This is a genomic window from Chryseolinea lacunae (genome assembly GCF_016735595.1).
GTDB lineage: Bacteria > Bacteroidota > Bacteroidia > Cytophagales > Cyclobacteriaceae > Chryseolinea > Chryseolinea lacunae.
Genome location: NZ_JAERRB010000005.1, coordinates 489,591 through 513,875, shown reverse-complemented (window position 1 = coordinate 513,875; position 24,285 = coordinate 489,591). Strand labels below are relative to the sequence as shown.

General features: G+C 50.8%; 8 protein-coding genes. All 8 read left to right on the top strand.

Going from position 1 to position 24,285, the window contains the following annotated elements:
- Positions 1 to 40: 40 nt before the first annotated feature.
- Positions 41 to 11,095, top strand: coding sequence for a non-ribosomal peptide synthetase (locus tag JI741_RS17675; protein WP_202011972.1), 11,055 nt, complete (start codon positions 41 to 43; stop codon positions 11,093 to 11,095).
- A gap of 25 nt (positions 11,096 to 11,120) precedes the next feature.
- Complete coding sequence (locus JI741_RS17670) at positions 11,121 to 12,092, top strand: TauD/TfdA family dioxygenase (protein ID WP_202011970.1); 972 nt, start codon at positions 11,121 to 11,123, stop codon at positions 12,090 to 12,092.
- A gap of 21 nt (positions 12,093 to 12,113) precedes the next feature.
- Positions 12,114 to 12,857, top strand: coding sequence for a class I SAM-dependent methyltransferase (locus tag JI741_RS17665; RefSeq protein ID WP_202011962.1), 744 nt, complete (start codon positions 12,114 to 12,116; stop codon positions 12,855 to 12,857).
- A gap of 78 nt (positions 12,858 to 12,935) precedes the next feature.
- Positions 12,936 to 18,011, top strand: a complete 5,076-nt coding sequence (locus JI741_RS17660; RefSeq protein ID WP_202011960.1) for a non-ribosomal peptide synthetase — start codon at positions 12,936 to 12,938, stop codon at positions 18,009 to 18,011.
- A gap of 18 nt (positions 18,012 to 18,029) precedes the next feature.
- Complete coding sequence (locus tag JI741_RS17655) at positions 18,030 to 19,916, top strand: condensation domain-containing protein (protein ID WP_202011958.1); 1,887 nt, start codon at positions 18,030 to 18,032, stop codon at positions 19,914 to 19,916.
- A 68-nt stretch (positions 19,917 to 19,984) separates the two neighbouring features.
- Positions 19,985 to 21,646 carry an MBL fold metallo-hydrolase gene (locus JI741_RS17650; RefSeq protein WP_202011956.1) on the top strand — a complete coding sequence of 554 codons (1,662 nt, stop codon included), beginning with the start codon at positions 19,985 to 19,987 and terminating at the stop codon, positions 21,644 to 21,646.
- A 48-nt stretch (positions 21,647 to 21,694) separates the two neighbouring features.
- The gene (locus tag JI741_RS17645; protein WP_202011955.1) at positions 21,695 to 22,852 is read left to right on the top strand and encodes a glycosyltransferase family 9 protein; all 1,158 of its coding nucleotides are present in this window, start codon (positions 21,695 to 21,697) and stop codon (positions 22,850 to 22,852) included.
- A 28-nt stretch (positions 22,853 to 22,880) separates the two neighbouring features.
- Positions 22,881 to 24,242, top strand: a complete 1,362-nt coding sequence (locus tag JI741_RS17640; RefSeq protein ID WP_202011953.1) for a nucleotide disphospho-sugar-binding domain-containing protein — start codon at positions 22,881 to 22,883, stop codon at positions 24,240 to 24,242.
- Positions 24,243 to 24,285: the final 43 nt, after the last annotated feature.

Below are 24,285 nucleotides of genomic sequence, written 5' to 3'. Positions count from 1 at the left end.
GAACGACGCGTAGCACATGGGCAGTAAAAATCAGCGAACCATGAGAAAGAACTTTTTCAATTCTGAGCGATCGCCGAAGGCAGTCGGTGGCACAACGGCCATCGAAAAGTTTTCGAAGACCGATGTGGCCATCATTGGCATGGCAGGACAACTGCCTTCGGCGGAAAACCTGGATGCGTTCTGGACCAATCTTTCGAACCGTGTAGACGGTGTGATCGACTATCCCGACGATCGCAAAAAGGAAATCGCAAAATACCTGGCCTTCAAAAATGTTGCCTATACCGACGAGGACTTCCGCTTCAAACGCAAAGGTTTCCTGCAGTCGATCGATGGGTTTGATTACAAATTTTTCAAGCTCACCGCGAAGGAGGGAAGCGTGATGAACCCCGCGCAGCGCATTTTTCTGGAGACAACCTATCATGCCATTGAAAGCGCGGGTTATGCCTGCAGCAAAATGCGTGGCAGCAACACGGGCATTTACCTGGGCTACACCGGCGGCTCGTCCGAATATCTGGAGTTGATAAAAGAGATAGAGCCTGCATTTGCCACCATGGCATATCCCGCCAATCTCCCCTCTGTGATTGCGAGCAGAATTTCTTACCTGATGGATTTTAAAGGTCCAAGCATGCTGATAGACACAGCGTGTTCGTCGTCGATGGTAGCATTCTATCTTGCATGCCAGGCCGTCAGAAACGGCACCTGCGACACGGCGATTGCCGGCGGCATAAATTTGAGCTGGATGCCCTTCGAAGAAGAGAACAGAGGCCTGGGCATTCTTTCCACATCGGGCAAAACAAAAACATTCGACAACTCGTCCGACGGCACCGTGGGCGGCGAAGGATGTGTTGCCATTTTCATCAAGCCGCTGCACAAAGCCCTTCGCGACAACGACAACATCCTGGCCGTGGTGAAGGGCATTGCCTGCAACCAGGACGGCAGCTCCATTGGAATCACGGCGCCCAACGCGTTGGCACAAGCCGACGTGATGGAGAAGGCATGGGCCGAAGCCCGAGTCAATCCCGAAACCATTTCCTACATTGAGGCACACGGCACCGGCACCACGCTGGGAGACCCGATAGAGATCGATGGCATCACCAAAGCATTCAAAAAACACACCGATAAAAAACAGTTCTGCGCCATTGGATCGGTGAAGGCAAATATTGGTCACCTCAATTCCGTGGCAGGAGTTGTCGGCATCGCCAAGGCGGTGTTGGCGTTGAAGAACAAGGCGATCCCCCCGCTATTGCATTTCGAACGTCCCAACAGCAAAATAAACTTTGAAACTTCGCCTGTATACATAAACGATCGGCTGGCACCGTGGGACGCACCGGCAAACACCCCGCGACGGTGTGGTGTGAGTTCGTTTGGCATGAGCGGCACAAACGCTCACGTCATCCTGGAAGAGGCGCCGGGCATTGCCGTTGCAGAAACGACAGTTGAACCGGCAACGTTCCTGTTCACCCTTTCGGCAAAATCAAACACCGCGCTGCACAACCTGGTGCACCAGTATAGCGCCTACGTTGACACTGCGCCCGATGGCGTCACAATTGATGCGATTTGCTACACCGCTTCCGCGGGCCGCGAGCATCACGACCACCGACTCAGTTTTGTAGTGAACACCATAGAGACGCTGGCGGCAAAACTCGCGTTGTTGAAAACACAGTCGCCCGAACAACTTGCAGCGCAAGGCATTTGCTACGGCATAGTTCCCCGCGACACAAAGACACAGGTCGATCTTTCCGTGCTGACACCGTTCACGGCAGACACGCTGTCGAAACTGTCGGAAGCTTATGTGGCTGGCGCCGATGTTTCGTGGGAGAAACTTTACTCCGCGAAATCTTCACGACGCGTGAGCTTGCCGGTCTATCCTTTTGAACACAAGCGATGCTGGATCACCTATCCTGACGAAGACATTGCGGCCACACAACGCAAAGCACCAACCGTGTTGGACAGTTTCAAGAAATCAACACCAGAGATGAATTCGGATCAAAATACAAAAGCAAACACAGCAACAAGCGCGGCTCCCCAAACTGTCGGCAAAATTCAGGCCGTGGAAGAAATTGTGAGTCAGCAATTGAAGCTGATGGAACAACAACTGGCCGTGTTGAAGGGACAACCTGCGAACGTGGCGCGTCAAGCGTTGCCCGTTGTGCCTGCAACACAAAGACCTCAGGTGAATGTTGGTTCCACAAAGTCAAACCACGAGAAGACTGTCGCGGCGGTACCAAAGCCTGCAACGGCCACAGACGATAGCTTGAATGACCTCACTGAAAATCAGCAACGCTACATTCGGAATTTTATCGCGGCGTTCAACCTAAAAACAAAGACATCGAAATCGCTAACACAGGAAAATCGGAAATGGTATGCCAACAACCGGCACGTGGCCGGTTACCATCAGGTGTATAAAGAAATGATGTATCCCATCCTCGTCGATCATGCGAAAGGCGCAAAGATCACCGACGTCGATGGCAATCAGTATACCGATTTTTGCATGGGTTTTGGTGTTTACCTGTTGGGCTACAACCATCCCGCGGTGGTGAAAGGCATTGCAGAGCAGGCCGACAAGGGAAGTTATCTGGGAGCGATGTCGGCGCTGCCGGGAGAGGTAGCGAAACTGGTGTGCGAGTTGACCGGTGTGGAGCGCGTGGCGTTCTACAATTCGGGAACCGAGGCGGTGATGCTGGCGTTGCGTCTGGCGCGTGCGGCCACATCAAAAACAAAAATCGCCATGTTTGTCGGTTCCTACCACGGCACATACGATGGCGTGCTGGCACAAAAAGATCGCTTTTCAAAAGACAATAAAGCCGTTCCAAAGTCGACCGGCATTCCACAATCTATATTGGACGAAGTGCTCTTCCTCGATTATGGAACGCCCGCATCACTGGAGGCTATTAAAAAACATCGTCACGAACTGGCAGGGGTGTTGGTGGAGCCAGTTCAAAGTAGGCGCCCTGAATTTCAGCCCAAGGAATATTTGCTGCAACTCAGAGCGCTTACTCAAGAGCTTAACATACCATTGATTTTTGATGAGATTATCACGGGATTCAGAATACACCCCGGAGGATCGCAGGCATGGTTTGGCATTCAGGCCGACCTGGTCACCTATGGCAAAATCGCCGGTGGTGGTTTGCCCCTTGGCATCATCGCCGGCAAGGCAGAATACATGATGGGCGTTGATGGCGGCATGTGGCAGTATGGCGACGACTCGCAACCCACGTTCGATCATCGCAAAACATTTGTGGCGGGCACGTTTTGTCATCACCCGTTGGCGATGGCGTCGGCCAAGGCAGCCTTACTTCATTTGAAAAACGAAGGCCCCGCATTGCAAGAGGCCCTCAACGACCGGACGTCGAGAATGGCGGAAACGCTCAACGATTTTTTTAAACAGAACCACTACGATGTAAACATCGTGAACTTTGGTTCTCTGTTTCAAATCCGCACAAACTATAATCTGTCGCTCATCGTCTATCACTTCCTGGCAAAAGGAATCTATGCTTGGGAGGGCATGACCTTCTTCATATCAACGGCCCACTCCGAAGAAGACGTTCAGTTTCTTATTGCCGTGTTCAAAGAAGTGTTGCATGACTTGCGACAACAGGGATTCATACCCGCAGCAGGGAAACGCAATGCTATAGAAGCTGGAGAGATAAAGATAATCGCACCGTCACAAAATTCTGCGCAAGACGAAACAATTAGCCAGACGGCGTTAGTAAAGATTCCACTCACCGAAGAACAGAGCAGACTGTGGTTTTTGTCGGTTGCTGAAGAAAATGCTTCGGTGGCATTCAATTCGTCGCGCGTCATCACCGTGGAGGGCCAGGTTTCAAAGCCCGCATTTTCAAACGCCGTTGCAAAATTGATTGCGCGCCACGAATTGTTGCGTGCAGTCTCGATCGATGGCGACTACGCAACAGTGCAACCGTCGCTAGACTATGAAGTAAACTATTTTTCATTGCCCGAAGAGGGCGGCGTGTATGCTTTTGTGCATCGCGAAAAAGGCAAAGCCTTCAACCTGGCTCAAGGTCCATTCTTCAGAATACATGTGGTAGAGGAGCGGCAACAGTTTATGTTTGTCCTCATCATTCATCACATCATTGCCGATGGATGGTCTATTGGTGTGCTCCTGAAAGAACTCTCAGCGCTCTATCTTGCCGAGTGTGAGCAAACCCAGGCCAGTCTCGCCGAGGTGGTGTCGTTCACACAATACATAGAGTGGGAAAAAGCAAATCATCAAGGCCCGCAAGACGAAGCAGCACGCCAGTTCTGGACAAACCAATTTTCAAAAGGCATTCGTCAAACCGTGCTTCCACACGACGTTCTGGAAACAAAACAGATGTTGTCGGGAAGCAGTTTTGTGTTGAAGATAGATCCGGCCACAACCGGCGAATTGAAAAGTCTGGCCAGGAAAGAAGGCGCTACGTTGTTCATGCTTTTGCTGGCATCGTTCACCGCCTTCGTCGAAAAATTGTCGGGCGACAAAAGCATTCTGATCGGCATTCCATCAGCGGGGCAACTCAACATGGAGGCCGAAAGCCTGGTGGGTTGCTGCGTGCAAATGAAACCGTTTCACCTTGGCATAGACGGCGATAGCACATTCGCCTCGCTTCTGGCTGCGGTGAAACGCCAATGGCTCGACATCTACAAGTTTCGAAACTTTCAGTATACCGAACTGGCCAAGGAAGGTAACTTCGACATTCCGTCCATCAACATCACCTTCAACATGGATGCGCCTTCGCCTCACGAAGAATCGGCCAACGATAGTCGGGGTGCACTGTATAAAAAAGAATCGGAGTTCAATAAATACGATCTGTTCTTGAATGTGGCAGAAGTCGGCAAGACTCTCAAGCTTACATTTCAATACAACAACGCCCGCTATCCCGAAGCGATCATGGAAGGTTGGGTTAATGGTTTCAGAAATCTGATTCACCATATCCTTGCTGATCCCACATCGGCTCTGACCGACATTCGATTGACATCGCCTGCTGGTGATGGCGAAACCGTTGTGCAGAAGCGCAAGACCAAACGGAAAGGCAGCGCAGCAAAAAAATTCTCAGCCGAAACCCTGTTGATGGCGGCAAAAGCAAATCACATCGCACGTGTGCTGGACGAACGCACACTAACAAAGGGCGACCGTGTGTTCATATTGTTGGATAATCACGCCGACATCGTGGCAAGTGCATGGGGCGCTTTGAAAGCAGGCTTTTCCTATGTATTGTTGAATGGGTCGGTAGCTGGAGACGCGTTGTTAGCAGACATCCGGTCATCGGTCACGTTGTCTACTGCAGCGTTGGCTTCCGGATACGACACGGATCTTGTTGATCTCACGCAATGGCCAGACACATCAACCGATTTGTCGGGAGCCGATGCGATAGGAGGAGAGACTACAAATTACATAAGCAATATAGACCTTGCCTATCATGAAAGCCTTCTTCAGAAATTTGAAATCGGCAATGCATCATCCATAACAATACTAACGCGGGGGCTGTCATCCGATTTTATCGTAGACATTTCTCTCGCTGCGATGCTGGCGGGAAAGAAGGTGGCATACACAGAATCGTCTGATGGACTATGGGAAAGCATAGAGACTGACAAAGCGAAGTCAGCCCTTGTTTTGCACAAATTTGCCTGGACAGAAATGACCAGAACGCTCGAGCATTATCCTTCCGTAAAAAATCTGCAAACGTCAGTTGTTGTCATTGGCGAGACACCGCTTTTGAACGAATATGTTCGCGTGTGGCACAATGCAATCAAAATGTCGCGCTTGTTTTTTGGATATTTCTCCAACGTGATTGGCAAGCTGGTGACTGCTATTGAGCTTGCCGAAAATGAAGAAAGCATTGTGGCACCCTTGGGCACTTTGCTGGAACCGATGCGATATCAATTGCTGGACAGTCATCATAACACCGTCCTCGACGGCATTGTCGGGGACCTTTACTTCTCCGATGCCAACGACAAACAACAGAATGAAACGCAGAACCTGGTGAAGTGTGTTGCCGGATGTCGGCGCGTGAAGAACGATCAACTCAGCCTGGACCTGCGCTCCAATGGCGCTTTTATTCTGGATACGTTGGTGAGCGATGCAGCCGGGTTGCTCAACAACGTGCAGTCAATTTCATTGGCCAGAACCGACGGCAGGTTCACGGCGCGGGTGCAGTATGTGGTCGATAAAGTTTCGAACGACGATGCGCTGGAAACTCACCTGAGAAAATATTTTCCAAACCACCTGCTGCCCACAGTATGGTCGTCTTCGGCGGCCAACGAAAACCCGGGGCAGGCAGCAGCCGACGAAACAGAGCAGAAACTCATCGGGATATTCAGCGCGGTGTTGAACACACACCGCGTAGGCGTGCACGACAATTTTTTCGCGTTGGGTGGAAACAGTTTGCGAGCCGTGCAGGTGGTGGCTAAAATTCACATCGCGTTCCAGGTCAAAATTGCCCTCCGCAAAATATTTACGCACCCCACCATCGGCCAACTGGCCGACATCATCAAAGGCACAGCCCGCTCGGCATACGAACCCATTGTGGCTGTTGACGAGCAACCGTACTATGAGCTATCGAATGCTCAAAAACGGTTGTGGATTGTGAGCCAGTTTCAACACGGCCAGGCAGCCTATAATATTTCCAAAACATATCGCATCACGGGTGTCTTTAACGGATCGGCTTTTGAAAAAGCATTTCAAACCGTAGTGGCCCGTCATGAAAGCCTGAGAACAATTTTTGTTCTCGTTGATGGAGAACCCAAACAAAAAATTCTTGACAACAAAACGTGCGGATTCAACATTCGTTACGTAGACATCAGAACAGAGGCCGACAAGGAACAGATCATAAGGCAACGCGTAGACGAAAGCGAGCGCGCCGTGTTTGCATTGGAAAAGGATGTGCCGCTGCGCGTGCAAGTGATTCACGTGGATGAACAGGCCTACGTGGTGAGCCTCACCATACACCACATTGCCGCCGATGGTTGGTCGATGGAAATATTGGTCAACGAAGTCATTGCGTGCTACAATGCCATTCAACGTAACGAATTGCCGACTCGCGAGCCACTTGCTATCCAGTATAAGGATTTTTCGGCGTGGCAAAACAAATTGATAACTGGCCCCGTCATCGGGTTGTCCAGACAATATTGGCTGGATGTATTCTCAAAAGACATTCCTGTTATCGATCTTCCGACAGATCGCGAGCGCCCTGCTGCAAAATTGTTCAACGGCGGCCTTGTGCCGTTCAGTCTTGACCAGTCAACCAGCGAAAAAATACATTCCATCAGCCGCAAATACAACGTCAGCACATTCACTACGTTGCTGGCCTTGACCAACGTGCTGCTATCCAAATACACTGGCCAGCACGACATTGTTATTGGTTCCACAACGGCCGGAAGAGATCAGGTGGAGCTTGAAAACCAGATCGGCATCTTTGCCAATACGCTGGCTTTCCGCACCACCTTCAGTGGTCAACATACATTTGAGGAACTGTTGGCCTTGCAAAAGGAAGTAACGCTAGGTGCCTACGAACACCAGGTCTATCCGTTCGACAGGCTTCTTGAAGATCTGAAACTCGAACGCGACCTCAGCCGGTCACCACTGTTCGACATCATGATCGAATTGGACGACGTTGATGTTGAATTTGAGCAGCAACAGGCGATAGAAGGTGTAGACATCGAACCCTATGCCAAAGAAGCGTGGGCAAGCAAATATGACCTGACATTCCGGTTCAATGTGGGTGACACAATTTTTGGAGGGATTGAATACAGCTCCGATTTGTTCGACACGTCCACCATCGGGCGCATGTGCAATCATCTTGCACAATTGATATGCGCCCTCGATGCCGGCATTGACACGCCCTTGGGCAAACTGGAATTTATCAATGCAGCAGAACGACAACAGGTGGTCGATTTTAACGACACCAGTGTGGAACTTGCGTGGGACGAAAACATAAGCGCAAGGTTTGAAAAAAATGCATTGCAAAATCCGGAGAAAATAGCATTGACATGTCTCGACCGCACATGGACCTATGGCGAACTGAATAGTAAGGTGAATGCCCTTGCACAACACCTGCGCAAAACGTATAAGGTTGGTGCACAGGATGCCGTGGGGGTGATGGCCGGTCGTTCCGACCGGATGGTAATTGCTTTGCTTGGCATTCTGAAAGCCGGCGCAGCCTTTATGCCGATCGATCCTGAATTTCCAAAAGACAGGATTGACTACATGATTGCCAATGCCAAAATCAGGCTCGTGCTCACCGAAATGGATTTCATTCTTTCTCTCGCCGAGCACACCCTCGACGTGATGGCTATTGATATTGAACTGGATGTGCTGGAACCCGCAGATAACATTGTTCACACACCAGCCCAGCCCGATGACCTTGCCTACATATTGTATACCTCCGGCTCCACGGGCATGCCAAAAGGTGTGGAAGTGAGCAACCGGAGTTTTGTTAACTACATCACCTGGGCCAATCGGTATTATTTCGACGACACGGCGGCGTATGACTTCCCGTTCTTTACGCCCCTGACGTTTGACCTCACGCTCACCAGCATATTTTCCACGTTGCTTCGCGGCGACAGACTGGTGGTCTATGACCAACGCGACAGCAACGTGGTGCTGAAAGAAATTTTCAAACCAGGGTCTACCCTTGGCGCGGTGAAACTCACCCCATCGCACATCAGCTTGTTGCGCCATCTCGGGCTCGACAAAACCGATGTGAAGCGTGTCATTGTGGGTGGCGAAGCGCTGACCCGCGAACAGGTGGAGGTGCTCACTTCGTTGAATGCTGACATAAAAGTATTCAACGAGTATGGACCAACCGAAACCACGGTGGGATGCATGGTGAAAGAAGTGACCGCTACCGACGAAACCATTTTGATTGGCAAACCGATTGCCAACACACAAATCTATATTTTGAATGAAGACCAGGGCTTGCAGGCGCTGGGTGTGAAAGGAGAGATCTACATTGGCGGCGTGGGGGTGGCCAAAGGCTATGCCGGAAACCCTTCGCTCACACAACAACGTTTTCTGACCGATCAATTCACACAGCACGGCACACTCTATCGCACTGGCGATCTGGGCCGCTGGAAACCCGACGGCAACATCGAGTTCTTTGGGCGCAAGGATGGCCAGGTAAAAATTCGCGGCTACCGCATCGAGCTGGGTGAAATAGAAAATGCTCTCCTGAAACATGCAGCCTTGAAAGAAACGGCTGTCACCGTCATTCAGGATCGTGACGGCGCAAGCCAACTGGCCGTTTATTATACGGCCGAAAGCGTACTGTCAACCGACGCGTTGACGGGCTACCTGAAAGACAAATTACCGGCCTACATGGTGCCCGCTTTTTTTGTGCAGCTGGAACACCTTCCGCTGACGGCCAATGGCAAAGTGGATCGTAAAAATCTGCCCAACCCGCTAACCGATGCCAACACAAACAGAGCGGCGTATACGGCACCCGTTACGGACATTGAAAAACAGCTGGCCCGCATCTGGGAAAATGTTTTAAGAATCGAAAACATCAGCACCCGGGAAAATTTCTTTCAACTGGGCGGCCACTCCCTAAAGGCCACACAGGTGATATCGGAAATTTACAAGGAACTCGGTGTCCACCTGGACCTCAATAAAATATTCAGTCACGCCACAATTGAAGAGCTGGCCACGGTGGTGGAAAACACATTGCCCATGGAGCATGTAACCATCCCCGTGGTAGCCGCGCAGGAGTTCTATGCAACCTCGCATGCGCAACGACGCCTGTGGGTGTTGAGTCAGCTGGAAGGAAATTCTACTGGCTTCAACATTCCCGACGCGTTCCTCTTGAAAGGCGAATTGAATGTGGAAGCCTTCCGGAAAGCATTTGCCACATTCATCGAACGGCACGACAGCTTGCGAACATCGTTTGTTTTTGTGGACGATGAGGTTCGCCAAAAGATACACGTACCTTCTGACTCGACCACACGACTCGACTATGTGGATGTGAGAAACGCCGCCGACGGATGGGAGCAGGCGATGGCCGAAATGAGAAGCGAACGCGACAGCGTTTTCGACCTCGAAAACGGATCGCTTATGCGGGCCAAGCTCTTTCAGATCGAGGATGCCAGGTTTGTGTTTCTGTTAACCATGCACCATCTCATCTCCGACGGATGGTCGTTTGAGATTTTGATAAAAGAGATATCCGTTCTCTATGAAGCATTTTCGTCCTCACGCGAGAATCCATTGCCGCCGCTTCCCATTCAGTATAAAGACTATGCAGCGTGGCAATTGCAATACATGAGCGGCGAACGATTGGAAGAACATCGGAACTTCTGGCTTCACTATTTGCAGGGCGATATCAAACCGATTGAAATCCCGACGGACTACCCAAGACAATATAGCCGGACAAGTCATGGAGGCACCGTGGCCTTTTCGTTGGGCGCGTCGTTGTCGGAAAAACTTCGGCAATTCAGCCTGGCCAACAATTGCAGCGTGTTCATGTCTATCGTGGCGCTTGTTGATGTGCTGCTGCATGGCTACACATGGGAGAAGGATATTGTTATTGGATTTCCCATTGCAGGGCGCAATCATAAATCGTTGGAAAACCAGATCGGCTACTACCTGAACACGTTGCCCGTTCGTGTGCAGATCGACGAGAAAGATCACATGGAGAATCTGGTTCGCCGCGTTCGCGACAACATTCTGGATGTTTATAAATACCAGCAGTATTCCTTCGACCTGATCGTTGAAGACCTCGACATCAAACGAAAGTCAAATCAATCGCCCTTGTTCGACATCGGCATAACCTGGCAAAACCAGATGGGCATGCACAGCGATGGCAAAGCCGTGTTCCCTGGCGTTGATGTGGAGCAGTTGGATGAAGCGTGTTCGTTCTCCAAACACGACGTTTGGTTTTACGGCTCAGAATCGGACAGCAACATCAGCTTCAGGCTTCGCTACAACACAGACCTCTACAAGCCTGAGACCATGGAAAAAGTCAGAGATAATTTCATTCTGCTGACCGAACAAGTGGTGAACAGTCCGCGTGTTCCCATCGCCTCGTTGGTGAAGCCGTTCAGAAACAACACGCTGTCCGAGCAAGTGTTGGAAGGGGCCAGCACCAGCATCGACGAAAATTTTTAAGACAACAACCAACTACGCAAATATCATGGTACAAGAAGCATTGACCGGTGAGAAGATCGCGGTTACAGACAACGGCCTTCCCCTCATTATAAAATTTGAGAACACGATTGAGACAGACAGTTTCATCGACTGGTATAAAAGGCATGCAGAGTTCCTGGAAACAAAAATCCACGACAACGGTGCCGTGCTTTTTAAAAATATCGGCATTGGCGAGCTGGGCGACTTTGATTACATCATGAAAAATATTGCGGGCACTCCCCTGCGATATGTCGACGGTTTTTCGCCACGCACCAAACTTTCGTCGAGCACATACACCTCTACCGAATATGATAAGGACTTCTTTATAACGCTTCACAACGAGTTGTCGTATTCGGCAAAATGGCCGGCAAAGATTTTCTTTTGCTGCATCATACCCAGCGAGACCGGCGGCCAAACGGCCATTGCCGACGGCAGAAAAATTTTGCGACGGATGCGCCCGGAGTTGTTGGCCGAAATGAAACAGAAGGGGGTGAAGTATGTGCGCAACTTGCACGGCGGTGGTGGTGCGGGCCCGTCGTGGCAGCAGACCTATGAAACCGAAAGCAGAGCGGATGTGGAGAAATTCTGCACCGAGAACAATATCGAATTTTCGTGGAAAGAAGATGGCGGCATTAAGCTCACCCAATTCCGTCCGGCCGTGATAGATCATCCCGTAACCGGCGAAACAGTTTGGTTTAACCAGGTCGATCAGTTTCATCCGTCGCACCTCGACAAAGACATTTATGAAATGTTGATGCTGATGTATTCACGCGAAGAAGACCTGCCCATGTATGGCGCCTTTGGCGACGGCAGCGTGTTGAGCGAAGCCGCCGTGAAAGAGATTCAGGACACCGTGGCCAAGGAGATCGTTTTGAATACGTGGGAGAAGGGCGATTTGCTGATGGTCGACAATATCCTGGTTTGTCACGGAAGAATGCCCTTCACGGGCGATCGGAAAATACTCGTGTCCATGTCATAAGCACAACAAGAGACATTTGTCATGTATCAACAAAATAACATCAAAGCCTACAGCGCCTTCAGAGCCTCCAACTACGACGATGAATCGAAACTGGACAAAGGCAATCGCGAGCAGCATCGGAATTTTCTTGTCGATCTCCTGTGCTCGCAAAAAAATGCACCCACGTCGTTTCTCGACCTCGGCTGTGGCACGGGCTATTTCACAGAAGTATTCTATGAAATTTTCCCCCGCATAAACGGCTATCTGGTGGATGGCTCCCAGGAAATGCTCGACATTGCGCAAGACCGTTTTTTGTCTCGACAGCTGAAAGCCCACCTCCATTGCGCGTTGTTTGAAAACATCAACTGGCATCAGATGCCCGCAAAGGTCGATGTCATCTTCTCGGCGTTAGCCATTCATCACCTGCAGGACGCCGACAAGTGGAAACTATTTCAGCGCATCTATGACCATCTCGACGATGGCGGCATCTTTATCTTGTATGATCTTTTTAAACTCAAGGATCAGCAGGGGTCAGCGCTGCTTGAGTACCTGGCGTGTCGCGATCATCAGCGCCGGTTGCAAGCGGAGTTGGATTTGGATGAGCTGATCGACGAACTGAGCATTGAGAACATCACCGCCAACGATCGCCGCATTCGGGGCGAAGAAGGCGACAAGGAAGCCTTCCTCGACGATCAGTTACACCACCTGGCCGCGGCCGGGTTCAAACACATAACAACCGTTTTTCAGGAGGCTCGTTTTGCGGGCACCATTGCCTACAAAAGCTAACCCGTCTCATCCACCACCGTGCACCGGCGGCAAGCGCGCTACGCATAACATTTGATTTAATCTAACCCTTTCGCAGATATGAACAAGCAAATCGTACATGAGGTTTTTGAAAGCATGGCCTCGCGGCACAGCGATAAAGTTGCAATAGAACACAATGGTCAATCGATCCAGTATGGCATATTGAATGCAAATGCCAATAAAATTGCACACGCGCTTCAGGGCCTTGGGCTGACAAAGGAAAGTGTGGTGGGTACATACTTTGAAAGTTCGATTGAGTATGTCACAAGCATCCTTGGCATCAACAAGGCGGGCGGAGTGTTTATGCCCCTTGAGCTTGACTTTCCTGTGAAGCGATTGGAACACCTGCTGGGCGAAGTGGCCCCGGCGTTCATCATCACCCACCAACAAACGTTGCCCGCGTTGCTTTCCATTTTGGAACGCGAAGTGCTTGGCGGCCTGACGGTGACAATTCTCACCATAAACCCTCTTGCCGACGACATCGCGATACGTGTTTATGATCGCCGTGGTGCATCGCTGCCAGACGGTTTGTATGCAAGCGAAAATTTGAACGTGGTGCTCGACGGCAACAACAGCAACTACCTCATCTACACCTCGGGTTCAACCGGCCGGCCCAAAGTGATTGAAGGCTGCCACAAGGGACTGAGTCATTTCATACATTGGGAAATTGGAGAATTCAACCTTGACGACACGGTGCGGGTGAGCCAGCTTGCTCCCATTTCGTTTGACGTGAGTTTCCGCGATATTTTTGTTCCACTGCTGGCCGGGGGTACGCTTTGCATTCCCGACAAGGAAGTGCGAACGGTGCCACAAAAGTTGGTGCAATGGATGAACGATCAGCAGCTCACCATGGTGCACATTGTGCCCACACTGTTCAGGCTGCTCACCGACGAGTTGATCGAATCAAAGGCTACCAATGCCCTGACCACACTACGCTATGTGTTGTTGGCAGGCGAGCCCCTGTTTGGCAAAGATGTGCTGCGGTGGCAATCGGCCCGCGACAAAAGAACGCAACTGGTAAACATCTATGGTCCTTCAGAAACAACGCTGGCAAAAATGTTCCATCGCATTGGCGATGAGCTGGTCGATCCCTATGCCATCATCCCGTTGGGCAAAGCCATTTCGAACACAGCAGCTCTTATTCTAAACGAAGGAAAACTGTGCCAGATCGGCGAGCCAGGTCGCCTTTACATAAAAACACCGTTCCGTTCAAAAGGCTATTACCGGAATGAGGCGTTGACAAAAGAGAAATTTGTGCAGAATCCGCTACACACGGATTTTGACGATGTTATATACGACACCGGCGACATGGCGAAGTTTGCCGACAACATGGACGTGATCTTCCTGGGACGCCAGGATAATCAAATAAAAATCCGCGGTAATCGTATCGAACTTCTGGAAGTGGAAAAAGTGCTCGTGAACTTTCAGGGCGTGAAGGAAGTGGCCGTAACCATCATTGAAGAATCGGACGACGACAAGGTGTTGGCTTGCTACTACACCGGTGAAGCCGACATGGACGAAGCACAGGTGAAAAAATACCTGACGGAATATTTGCCCTCCTATATGCATCCGTCATACTATGTGCGGCTGGCAACTTTTCCAAAGAATAAAAACGGAAAGCTCGACCGCAACGAACTGCCCAAACCCACCAAGGTGAGAGAACAACCCACCGCGGGTGCACTCACCGAGCTGGAAAGGAAATTGGAAACCATCTGGAAAGACGTGTTGAAGGTGGCCGATATCGGCCGCGACGATTCGTTCTTCACCATTGGCGGGTCGTCGTTGAAGGGCATCAAGATCATTTCCAAGATCTATAAGGAATGCAACGTGTTGTTGAAACTTTCCGACCTGTTCACACACTCCACCATCCGGCAGTTGGCAGAATTGTTATCGCAGTCTGCCAAAAAGAGTTTTGCCGAAATCACACCCATTGGAGCAAGTGCCTATCACGACGTGTCGCATGCACAACGCAGGCTTTGGATACTCAGTCATTTTGGAGACGAGAACATTGCCTACAACATGATGTATGCCTACACCTTCGAGGGCAACCTTCAGGTGGCAAGTCTTCATGCAGCACTGCAAACTGTTATCGAACGTCACGAAAGCTTGCGCACGGTGATGGTTAGCGTGAATGGCGAACCCAAGCAAAAGGTGTTGTCGTTTGAAGAGCTTGGCTTTGCCATGGAGGAAATTGATTTGCGGGGCGAAGACGATCCGGATACCATCACTGCCACGCTGGCCGAAAATGAATGGGCCATCCCGTTCAACCTGGAGCAAGGCCCGCTGCTGCGCGCCAAATTATTGCAACTACCGGGTGAAAAATTCGTATTCCTTTTTGCCATTCACCACATCGTGAGCGATGGATGGTCCACATCCATATGGATTCAGGAAGTGATGGCGCTGTATAACGCCTATAGCCGCAATGAACCCAACCCGCTGAAACCACTCAGCATACAGTATAAGGATTTTGCCGCCTGGCAAAACAAACTCATCGCCAGCACCGAACTCACCAAACATCAGGACTACTGGCTAAAGCAATTCACGCCACTACCCACCACGTTGACATTGCCGGCAGACAAGGTGCGTCCGGCAACCAAAACGTTTAACGGCAAACACCTCGGCATCAAAATCGATCAGAGCATCCTGAAGCCCCTGCGCGAACTGTGCAGCCAAAACGATGCAACACTCTTCATGGGCCTGTTGAGCTCAATCAATATTCTGTTCTATCGTCTCACGGGTCAATCAGACATCACCATCGGAACACCCACCGCAGGCCGCGATCACGAAGGACTTGAAAATCAGATTGGATTGTATGTTAACACGCTGGCGCTGCGATCGCGGTTTAGTCCACACGACTCGTTTGTGCAAGTGTTGAGCGCCGTCAAAGAAGTTACCTCGGGAGCCTACGCACATCAGATTTATCCTTTCGACTATCTCGTGGACCAGCTCGACCTGGTGCGTGACGTGAGCCGTTCGCCGCTCTTCGATACCATGATTGTGTTTCACGACACCAAGACCGAAGCAAAGCAACCCCAGGCCTTGTCGAATGTTGAAATCGGAAACTACTACAGTAAGCCGAGATCTACCAAGTTCGACCTCAACCTCAACTTTGCTGAGAATCAAACAGCGGGATTGAACCTCATCATCGAATACAATAGCGACGTCTTTTCTGCGCCGTTCATCAATGCGCTGTCGCTGCAATACACCACCTTGTTGCAATCCATTGTGGCCTCAGGAAGCACACCGGTGCATGCGCTGGAATATGTGCCCGCTGCAGAGCGTCACAGACTCTTGCACGAGTTCAACGAAACGGTGGCAACATCAAGCAAGCCCGCAACGCTTCACGAACTGATTGAACAACAGACCGAACGCACACCAAACGCTGTTGCGTTGGTTTGCGAAGGCGATAGCCTTACTTACAAACAACTCAATGCCCGTGCAAATGCATTGGCACATTATCTCCGGCAAACCTGGCAGGTGAAACCCGACGATCGCGTTGCCATTGCCCTCGACCGGTCAATAAATCTGGTAGTAGGCATTCTGGGCATATTGAAGGCCGGCGCGGCCTATGTGCCTATCGACGTGGCCTATCCCACCCAACGCATCGAACAGATACTGACCCATTCGGGTGTGAAGGGAATAATCCTCGACACAAAATTCAGCGGTCTGGTCGGCGATCAGTTCAAGAAGATTCTGATTTCAAAAGCAGCGGAGGAAATTTCAAGCTTCCCTGCAACCAACCCTGTGCGCACAACGCAAGCGTCAAACCTCGCCTATATAATCTACACATCGGGATCGACCGGCGCGCCAAAAGGCGTGGCCGTTGAGCATGCCAGTGTTGTGAACTATGTGCGCTGGGCAAATCAGTATTATTTCAACAACGAGTCGGGTCATGCCTTTGCGCTGCACACGTCCATTGCATTCGACCTCACCATCACCAGCCTTTTCACAACACTGTTGCGCGGCGACAGCATTGTGATCTATAACTATACGCACGACCAGACCTCCGACATGCTGTATGAAATATTTCAGCCCAGCGGACAGGCAAGCGTTGTGAAACTCACACCATCGCACGTGAGTGTGTTGGGAACACTCGACATCAAAGAGACGAATATCACCAAAGTGATTTTGGGAGGTGAAGTGTTGCGCGAAGAACACGTTTCCACGGTGTGGGCCATCAATCCCCTCATCCGAATTTACAACGAATACGGACCCACGGAGGCCACGGTGGGATGCGTGGTTCAGGAGATCATCAACCTCGACGACGTGTATACCATTGGCGTGCCGGTGGCCGATAGCAAGATCTATATCGTAGACGAATTCCGGAACGTGCAACCCATCGGGGTGAAAGGGGAAATTTGCATCGGCGGCATTGTGCTGGCGCGCGGTTATCACAACGACGCCACGCTGACGGCATCCAGGTTTGTGGACAATCCTTTTGCTGCTGCAGAAAGAATGTATCACACCGCAGACATCGGTCGGTGGAATGTGGATGGAACCCTCGAACTGTTTGGTCGCAAAGACCGCCAGGTGAAAATCAGAGGACATCGCATCGAGCTCGACGAAATAGAATCACATCTCCTGAAAATACAGGGCATCACCGGCGCCTTTGCCAGAGTCTGGCAAGATGAAACCGGCGACGCTCAACTCCTGGCTTACACAACAGGACAGCCCATTCCGTCGACCGAAATCAAGAACGCGTTGCGGAAAACTATTCCCGACTACATGGTTCCGGCCTATATCGTGAGCCTGGAAAAATTCCCGCTGACGGCCAATGCCAAAGTGCATGCCGAAAAATTGCCGCTCCCCGAAAAGACAAACGCAACCGTGAAATATGTTGCGCCGTCCAACAATGTGGAAAGAAAGCTCGCGGCAATTTGGGAAGATGTCTTGAACGTTAGCCCGGTCAGTGTAGAGGATAGTTTCTTTGAACTGGGCGGACACTCGCTAAAAGCAATGCGAATCATTTCAAAAATTTATAAAGAACTAAACGTGCGCCTGTCGCTGAGAAGTCTGTTCACCAATCAGCCGACCATACGAAGCCTGGCACGGGAAATTGTATCGAACGACCTGTTGAGCCCTGAGCTTTATGCAGAAGAAAGCCTGGTGGGCGAACGGGAAGAAATCATTATCTAACACACCGGCCGGTAAACCATGAGCGTAACAGACCTACTGCTACGATGCCGCGAGTCGCAGGTTGTCGTGCGATGTGTTGACAACAACCTGAACGTTACGGCGTTGGGAGGGAAAGTTCCCGAAACCTTGCTCGCCGATTTGCGCGCCAGAAAATTCGAGATCGTGGCCTATTTGAATGCCGGTTCGCACAACGACGATTTTCAAAACATACCCCTCGCCGCCAAACAGGAATACTACGACGTGTCGCCCGCACAGCGGCGCATGTGGTTGTGGCATCAGTTGGCCGAAGCGCCGGTAGCCTACAACATGCCCGCGTCCTATCGCATACGCGGCCTCGATGTCAACGCACTGGCTGCAGCGTTTGCCGATCTTGCCGCGCGGCATGAAATTCTGCGAACAACATTTCATCGCGTGGGCGATGCCGTGAAGCAAAAAATACACAGCGTTGCCGAAGTGAATTTTTCGGTGTGCGTAGAGGATTTTCGCGAATGCCCCGACAGGGAACAGAAGGCAAAGGCAATCGCACAGGAAGAGTCGCTCACGGTGTTCGACCTGGCCACGGGCCCTTTGTTTAAAGTGAAGGTGCTTCGCATGGACGGTGAAACAGTCATCCTTTTAATGACCACACATCACATCGTTAGCGATGGGTGGTCAAACAAAGTGCTCTACTCCGAATTGATGCGCCGCTATGCTGCGCACGTTGCCAACGAAACACGCACATGGACACCCCTGAAAATACAATACAAAGACTATGTGGCCTGGAAAAACAACCAGCTGTTGTCTGGCCAGGGCGCTGAAAAAGCCTATTGGCTTCAAAAACTTCGGGGCAACATTCCCGTGCTCAGCCTGCCGGGCATGAAAACACGACCGGGCATTCAAACCTTTCGCGGTGATGCCATTGACTACGTTGTTCCCAAAAACATTATGCTGGGATTGAAACGGATTGCGCGCGAAGAGCAGGCCAGTTTGTTTATGACGATTCTGGCCGGCATCATAACAGTGCTCTATACACACACCGGCCAAACCGATGTGATTGTGGGAACACCCACGGCGGGTCGCGACCATGCCGACCTCGAAGATCAGGTTGGTCTCTACACCAGCATGTTGCCATTGCGCACACGCTTCCGCCACGACGACTCGTTTGCTCAATTGGTGCATCGTGTCAAAGCCACCGCGCTGGAAGCGTTCGAGCATCAACGCTACCCACTCGACAAACTTGTGGAAGCGTTGCCTCTGGCGCGCGACACAACACGGTCGCCCGTGTTTGATGTGATCGTGGCCCTGCAGAACATCGACTTGAATGCGCCGGCCGGGTTCGCCAACGCGCTGTCGGCACAACCCGCATCCGAAGTAACAATTCAACCCTATGAATGCAAAAGAAATACCAGCAAGTTTGATTTGGCCTTCACGTTCTATGAGAAAGAATACGGCCTCAGCCTTTCGCTGCAATACAACACCGATGTTTATGACTATGCCTATGTGAATTTGGTGTGGTGGCATTTTTTAAAAATATTGGAATTTGTTGTGGCAGACAGCACGGTAAGGCTGAACGCGCTGCACGTGGTGTCGGACCATGATCGCGAGTTCGCCATGACTACACGCCATGCAACGCAGGCCGAAACAGCAAAGCCGGTGCAATCTGATGCCGTTTTCACCGCACCCCGAAACCAGCTTGAAGCCATGCTGGCGCAGGTTTGGCAAGACATTCTGAACACCGCTGGCATGAGCATTCACGACAATATCTTCTTGCTTGGCGCAACATCCATGGAAGTTGTTGCCGCGGCAGACATCATTCAGAAAAGCACGGGGGTTGTATTTCATGCCCGCACAGCATACTGCTGTCCTACAATAGCAACGATCGCCGGATTTCTGCAACAACAGTTGCCCGCGGTTGCGCGATCTTGAACTAAAACCAAAGACGACGTTTGTCGCATCGCGTTCATAAGTTTTTTTTACTTCTTTCTATTACTACTATGAGTGAAAAATTATTCTACCTGAAACCCAATGTGGTGATCGAGCCGCTGGTCGATCGCTGGTATGCGTGGCCCCATTTGATTTCTCCCGCAACCGCAGCCCGCAACATCTCGGGCAGACATCTCAAGATTATGAACTCCTACATTCAGGCACCTCATGTGCATGCTGCGGCTGTGAAGAATCCTAAATTGTTGGGCGGTCCGTTCATGGACTTGCCCCAGGGAAGCATGCAGGAAGTAAAGAACCTGAGGGAGCAAACGCAAACCAATCACAAAGACCTGCTGGAATTTTCGGACGCCATCACAGCGCTCGAAAAATTGTTGAAGAGTCATGTGAAGGGCTATTCGCTGGAGCCGCTCTATGATAAAGTTCCGGAAATTCTCAAGGGATATGTGGAGCTGGTATACGATCTCAACAACAATCCGTCGTTTCGTTTTTTTGAACATCTGCTTTACGCCAGCGAGTTCTACAAGCCGTCGATGCAAAGCTTTTCGTTTTGGATAACAAACAACGATCAGCGGCCGTTTGTGCTCAGCACCCCTCGTGTAGACAGCAACGATGTGTTGCATTTGAACATACCCTTCAACAGCACCTTCATCGATGCGTTGAGCGAAATGAGACGAACCCCCAAAGCACTGACCGACCTGAAAGCACAGGTGACGCTGACGCCCGAACAAGAAAAATTGTTTGAGACATTCTTTACAGACGAGGCACCACCGGCCTATAAAAAATATGAGGGCGACAAGCTGCGGATGCGCTACTTCGGCCATGCCTGCATACTCGTGGAAACAAAAGACGTGAACATCCTTATCGATCCCATCATCAGCTACTATGGCTACTATTCGGATGTGTCGAGGTTTTCGGACATGGATCTTCCCGACGTTATCGACTATGTGCTGATAACACACAACCACCAGGATCATATCCTTTTCGAGACACTGCTTCCGTTGCGTCATAAAATCAAAAACCTGGTGATTCCCAAAAGCACCAGCGGTGCCTTGCAGGACCCCAACCTGAAGCTCATGTTCAAAAGCTTGGGATTCAAAAATGTGGTGGAGATCGATGAGATGGAACCGATGGAGTTTCCGGATTGCACCTTAACGGGCATTCCGTTTATCGGCGAACACAGCGATCTGAATATTCATTCAAAAGTCTGTCATCATGCGCGGGTGGGCGACTTCACCATGTTGTTTGTTGCAGACTCGTGCAACGTCACCCCTCAGTTATATGAACATGTGCATCGCCAGATGGGCGATGTCGATATCATCTTCCTGGGCATGGAATGCGACGGTGCGCCGTTGACATGGCTATACGGCCCGCTGCTGTCGGAAGATCTTCCCCGCGACATGGACAACTCGCGACGCCTGGCAGGGTCTAACTACGAAAAGGGAATAGCGCTGGTGAATGTTTTCAAACCGAAGGAAGTGTATGTCTATGCCATGGGTCAGGAACCTTGGCTGGAATTTATAAGCAGCCTGAAATACACACCCGAGTCTAACCCCATTGTGGCATCAGACAAACTTGTGAACGAATGTTTGAGCCGCGGCATCGTGTCGGAGCGCTTGTTCGGAGAGAAGGAGTTGCTCTATCACTATACAGCCGGCCAGCAAACCCTGTCGCTACAGGAAGCGGAGACGGCCGAGCTGCTCGAAACCGTTTAACGAAACCGAGCCAAAAATTCTGAAGCCCAGACGTTACTGATACATTTTATGAAACAGCATAGGGAAATTTTCGAGCAGACCTCCTATCTGAAGGAGAAACTTGAAATACTAAAGAAATTAAAAAAGGAACAGATGGATAAGCCCATGGACAAACGAGATAGCAGACTTTTGAATTTCATATGGAAAGAGCAGAGCGTGTATAGCTACGCCCTGAAGCAAATCGCCTGGTTCACAAACGATCCGTTGCTGGAGTCGGAAACCGAGCCGGTAGAACATGACTTTCACAAGGCGCTGCCGCCGCCGGTGCACCACAAAAAGAACATCAACCTCATTACCTGGGGCGGCCTCGGCGATGCGTTGCTGGCCACACCGGCACTGAAGGCGTTGAAGGAGACCTATCCCCACAGCGTGGTCACGGTCTATCATCAACGATGGCACCGCGACATCCTGTTAAACAATCCATACATCGACAAACTGCGGGAAGCTTCTTTCTGGAAATATCCGTTGGCGTGGCTGGCCTTCAAGCTGGGAATAAGAACACTGGAATCGTTGAACTATAGCTACACCTTGCCAAAGGAACCTGGCGCAACAAAAATGAGCGATGTGATTGCCGAAGGCCTTGGTCTGACATTGACCGACACACAGGTGCAACTGTTTCTCACCGAGCGCGAAGACAGCGAAGGCAAGGAAGCGATTGCATCATTCAAAAAACCGATAGCGGTTTGTCCAAGCACCGTGTCGTTCAAAAACAAGCAGTGGATTCTGGAGCGGTGGGAGGACCTGATCAAAGCGATGCCCTCCTATTCGTTTGTGCAGTTGGGTGGCAAGAACGATCCCTTGCTGAAAGGGGCCATAGATTTTCGCGGCCAGCCCGTCCGAAAATCGGTTGCCATCCTGAAACATACACTATGCTATGTGGGTGTCGACTCGTTTCTGGGGCACGCCGCTGCCGCGGTCAACGTTCCGGGCGTGGTGCTGTTCGGGCCATCGCCCTTTCATATGTTTGCCCAGGCCAGCAACACCAACGTCATCAGGCGAACGTCGTGTTCACCGTGCTCGGGTCTGATCAATCAATCGCAATGTCCCTACAACCACGAGTGCATGCGCAAGATTCAGGTGAACGATGTGAAGAAGGAAATCTTGAAGAAGATGGAAACATGCAAGCTCACCTGCGAGCTGTCGTTTGCCATCAGCGAAACATTCTAGAAAAAAATAGTCTAAACAACTTCAGCACATGTCTACAATTGTCTTTGCGATGGCAGATTCCATTAGTCATCACAACGCGTCCTATAAAATCGCGAATCGGCTAAAGAAGGAGGGACATACCATTGTCTACATCGGCGACAGCCGGAAGCGTGAGAAGGAAGTGGTGGGGCAGGGATTTCGGTTTGAAACCATTTACCACGATTTTTTTGAAAGCTTCAACGACGCAAAAGAAAAAGGTGTGTTGGGGAAAATCAAGACGCTCCGAAACTACATCAAACACCTGAAGCGCTACAAACAAGCGTTGATGCACGGCGACGAAATGGCGAAGCTCATCGAACGCGTGAAGCCCGATCTTTTTGTGGTCGACGTGTTTCACATCCTGCACGCCATCCTCATCTATCGGCACAATGTTAAAACCGTGCTGCTGCAAACCTATGTGGCCACCGATAAAGCCGACAATGTTCCGCCGCTGAATTCAAAACACATACCCGACCACACATTTTGGAGCCGGGTGCGCATTGAGGTGGCGTGGCGAACGTATTTTGCCCGACGCTTTTTGAGAAACCTCTGGAACCGCGTCGTGTTTCTGGGCCTCGATCGCAACAGTATTTTCAACAGCCTGGTGCGCACATGCAATTTTCCGGCGCATCACATCAATAACAAACGGGTTTTTCACGCGGGCATCAGCAGCGTGCCCGAGCTGGTGTTGTGCGCAAAAGAATTCGACTTTCCTCGGCCATCGCAAACGCGACAGCATTTTGTGGGCCCGATGGTGGAGTTCAATCGCAACGACGTGTTGTATGACGAACGCTATCTCGAGGTTGCCCTTGAACGCGAGTTGCAAGCCGACCCCGAAAAAAACAGGCCACTCATTTATTGTTCGCTCGGCACCATCAACATCAACTGGTACAAACACAGCAGTCAGTTTTTCCAGATGTTGATGGAAGCGTTTGCCACCCGACCTGAATATGATTTATTCGTGGCCGTGGGCTCGGAGATTCCCTTGAACAAATTTGTTAACGTGCCGGACAACGTGCACATTTTTAAATACGTGCCCCAGATCGATATCCTCGAAAACGCGAGTGTCATGATTACACACGGCGGCATCAATTCCATCAACGAATGCATTTTTGCCGGGGTGCCCATGATTGTATACCCGCTAAGTGCCAACATCGATCAGCATGGCAATGCCGCGCGCGTCGCCTATCGGCAACTGGGTCTGCGGGGCGATATCAACAGCGAAAACGGCACAAGCATCATGGCAAAGATCGATCGTGTGTTGAACGACCCGTCCTACAAAAGAAACGTGGAGAAGATGCGCGAGGTCTATCGCAGCTACGAAAAGTCTACCGAAGTGGTTGATATTATCGAGTCCTATCTTGTTTCCTGACACAGCAAGACGCCACGCCCGAATCGACGGCGTGTGTGGTCAA

Bases quoted from the DNA above. Each gene is read 5' to 3' on its own strand.
- JI741_RS17675 (WP_202011972.1), top strand. From the start codon at position 41: ATGAGAAAGAACTTTTTCAATTCTGAGCGATCGCCGAAGGCAGTCGGT.
- JI741_RS17670 (WP_202011970.1), top strand. From the start codon at position 11,121: ATGGTACAAGAAGCATTGACCGGTGAGAAGATCGCGGTTACAGACAAC.
- JI741_RS17665 (WP_202011962.1), top strand. From the start codon at position 12,114: ATGTATCAACAAAATAACATCAAAGCCTACAGCGCCTTCAGAGCCTCC.
- JI741_RS17660 (WP_202011960.1), top strand. From the start codon at position 12,936: ATGAACAAGCAAATCGTACATGAGGTTTTTGAAAGCATGGCCTCGCGG.
- JI741_RS17655 (WP_202011958.1), top strand. From the start codon at position 18,030: ATGAGCGTAACAGACCTACTGCTACGATGCCGCGAGTCGCAGGTTGTC.
- JI741_RS17650 (WP_202011956.1), top strand. From the start codon at position 19,985: ATGAGTGAAAAATTATTCTACCTGAAACCCAATGTGGTGATCGAGCCG.
- JI741_RS17645 (WP_202011955.1), top strand. From the start codon at position 21,695: ATGAAACAGCATAGGGAAATTTTCGAGCAGACCTCCTATCTGAAGGAG.
- JI741_RS17640 (WP_202011953.1), top strand. From the start codon at position 22,881: ATGTCTACAATTGTCTTTGCGATGGCAGATTCCATTAGTCATCACAAC.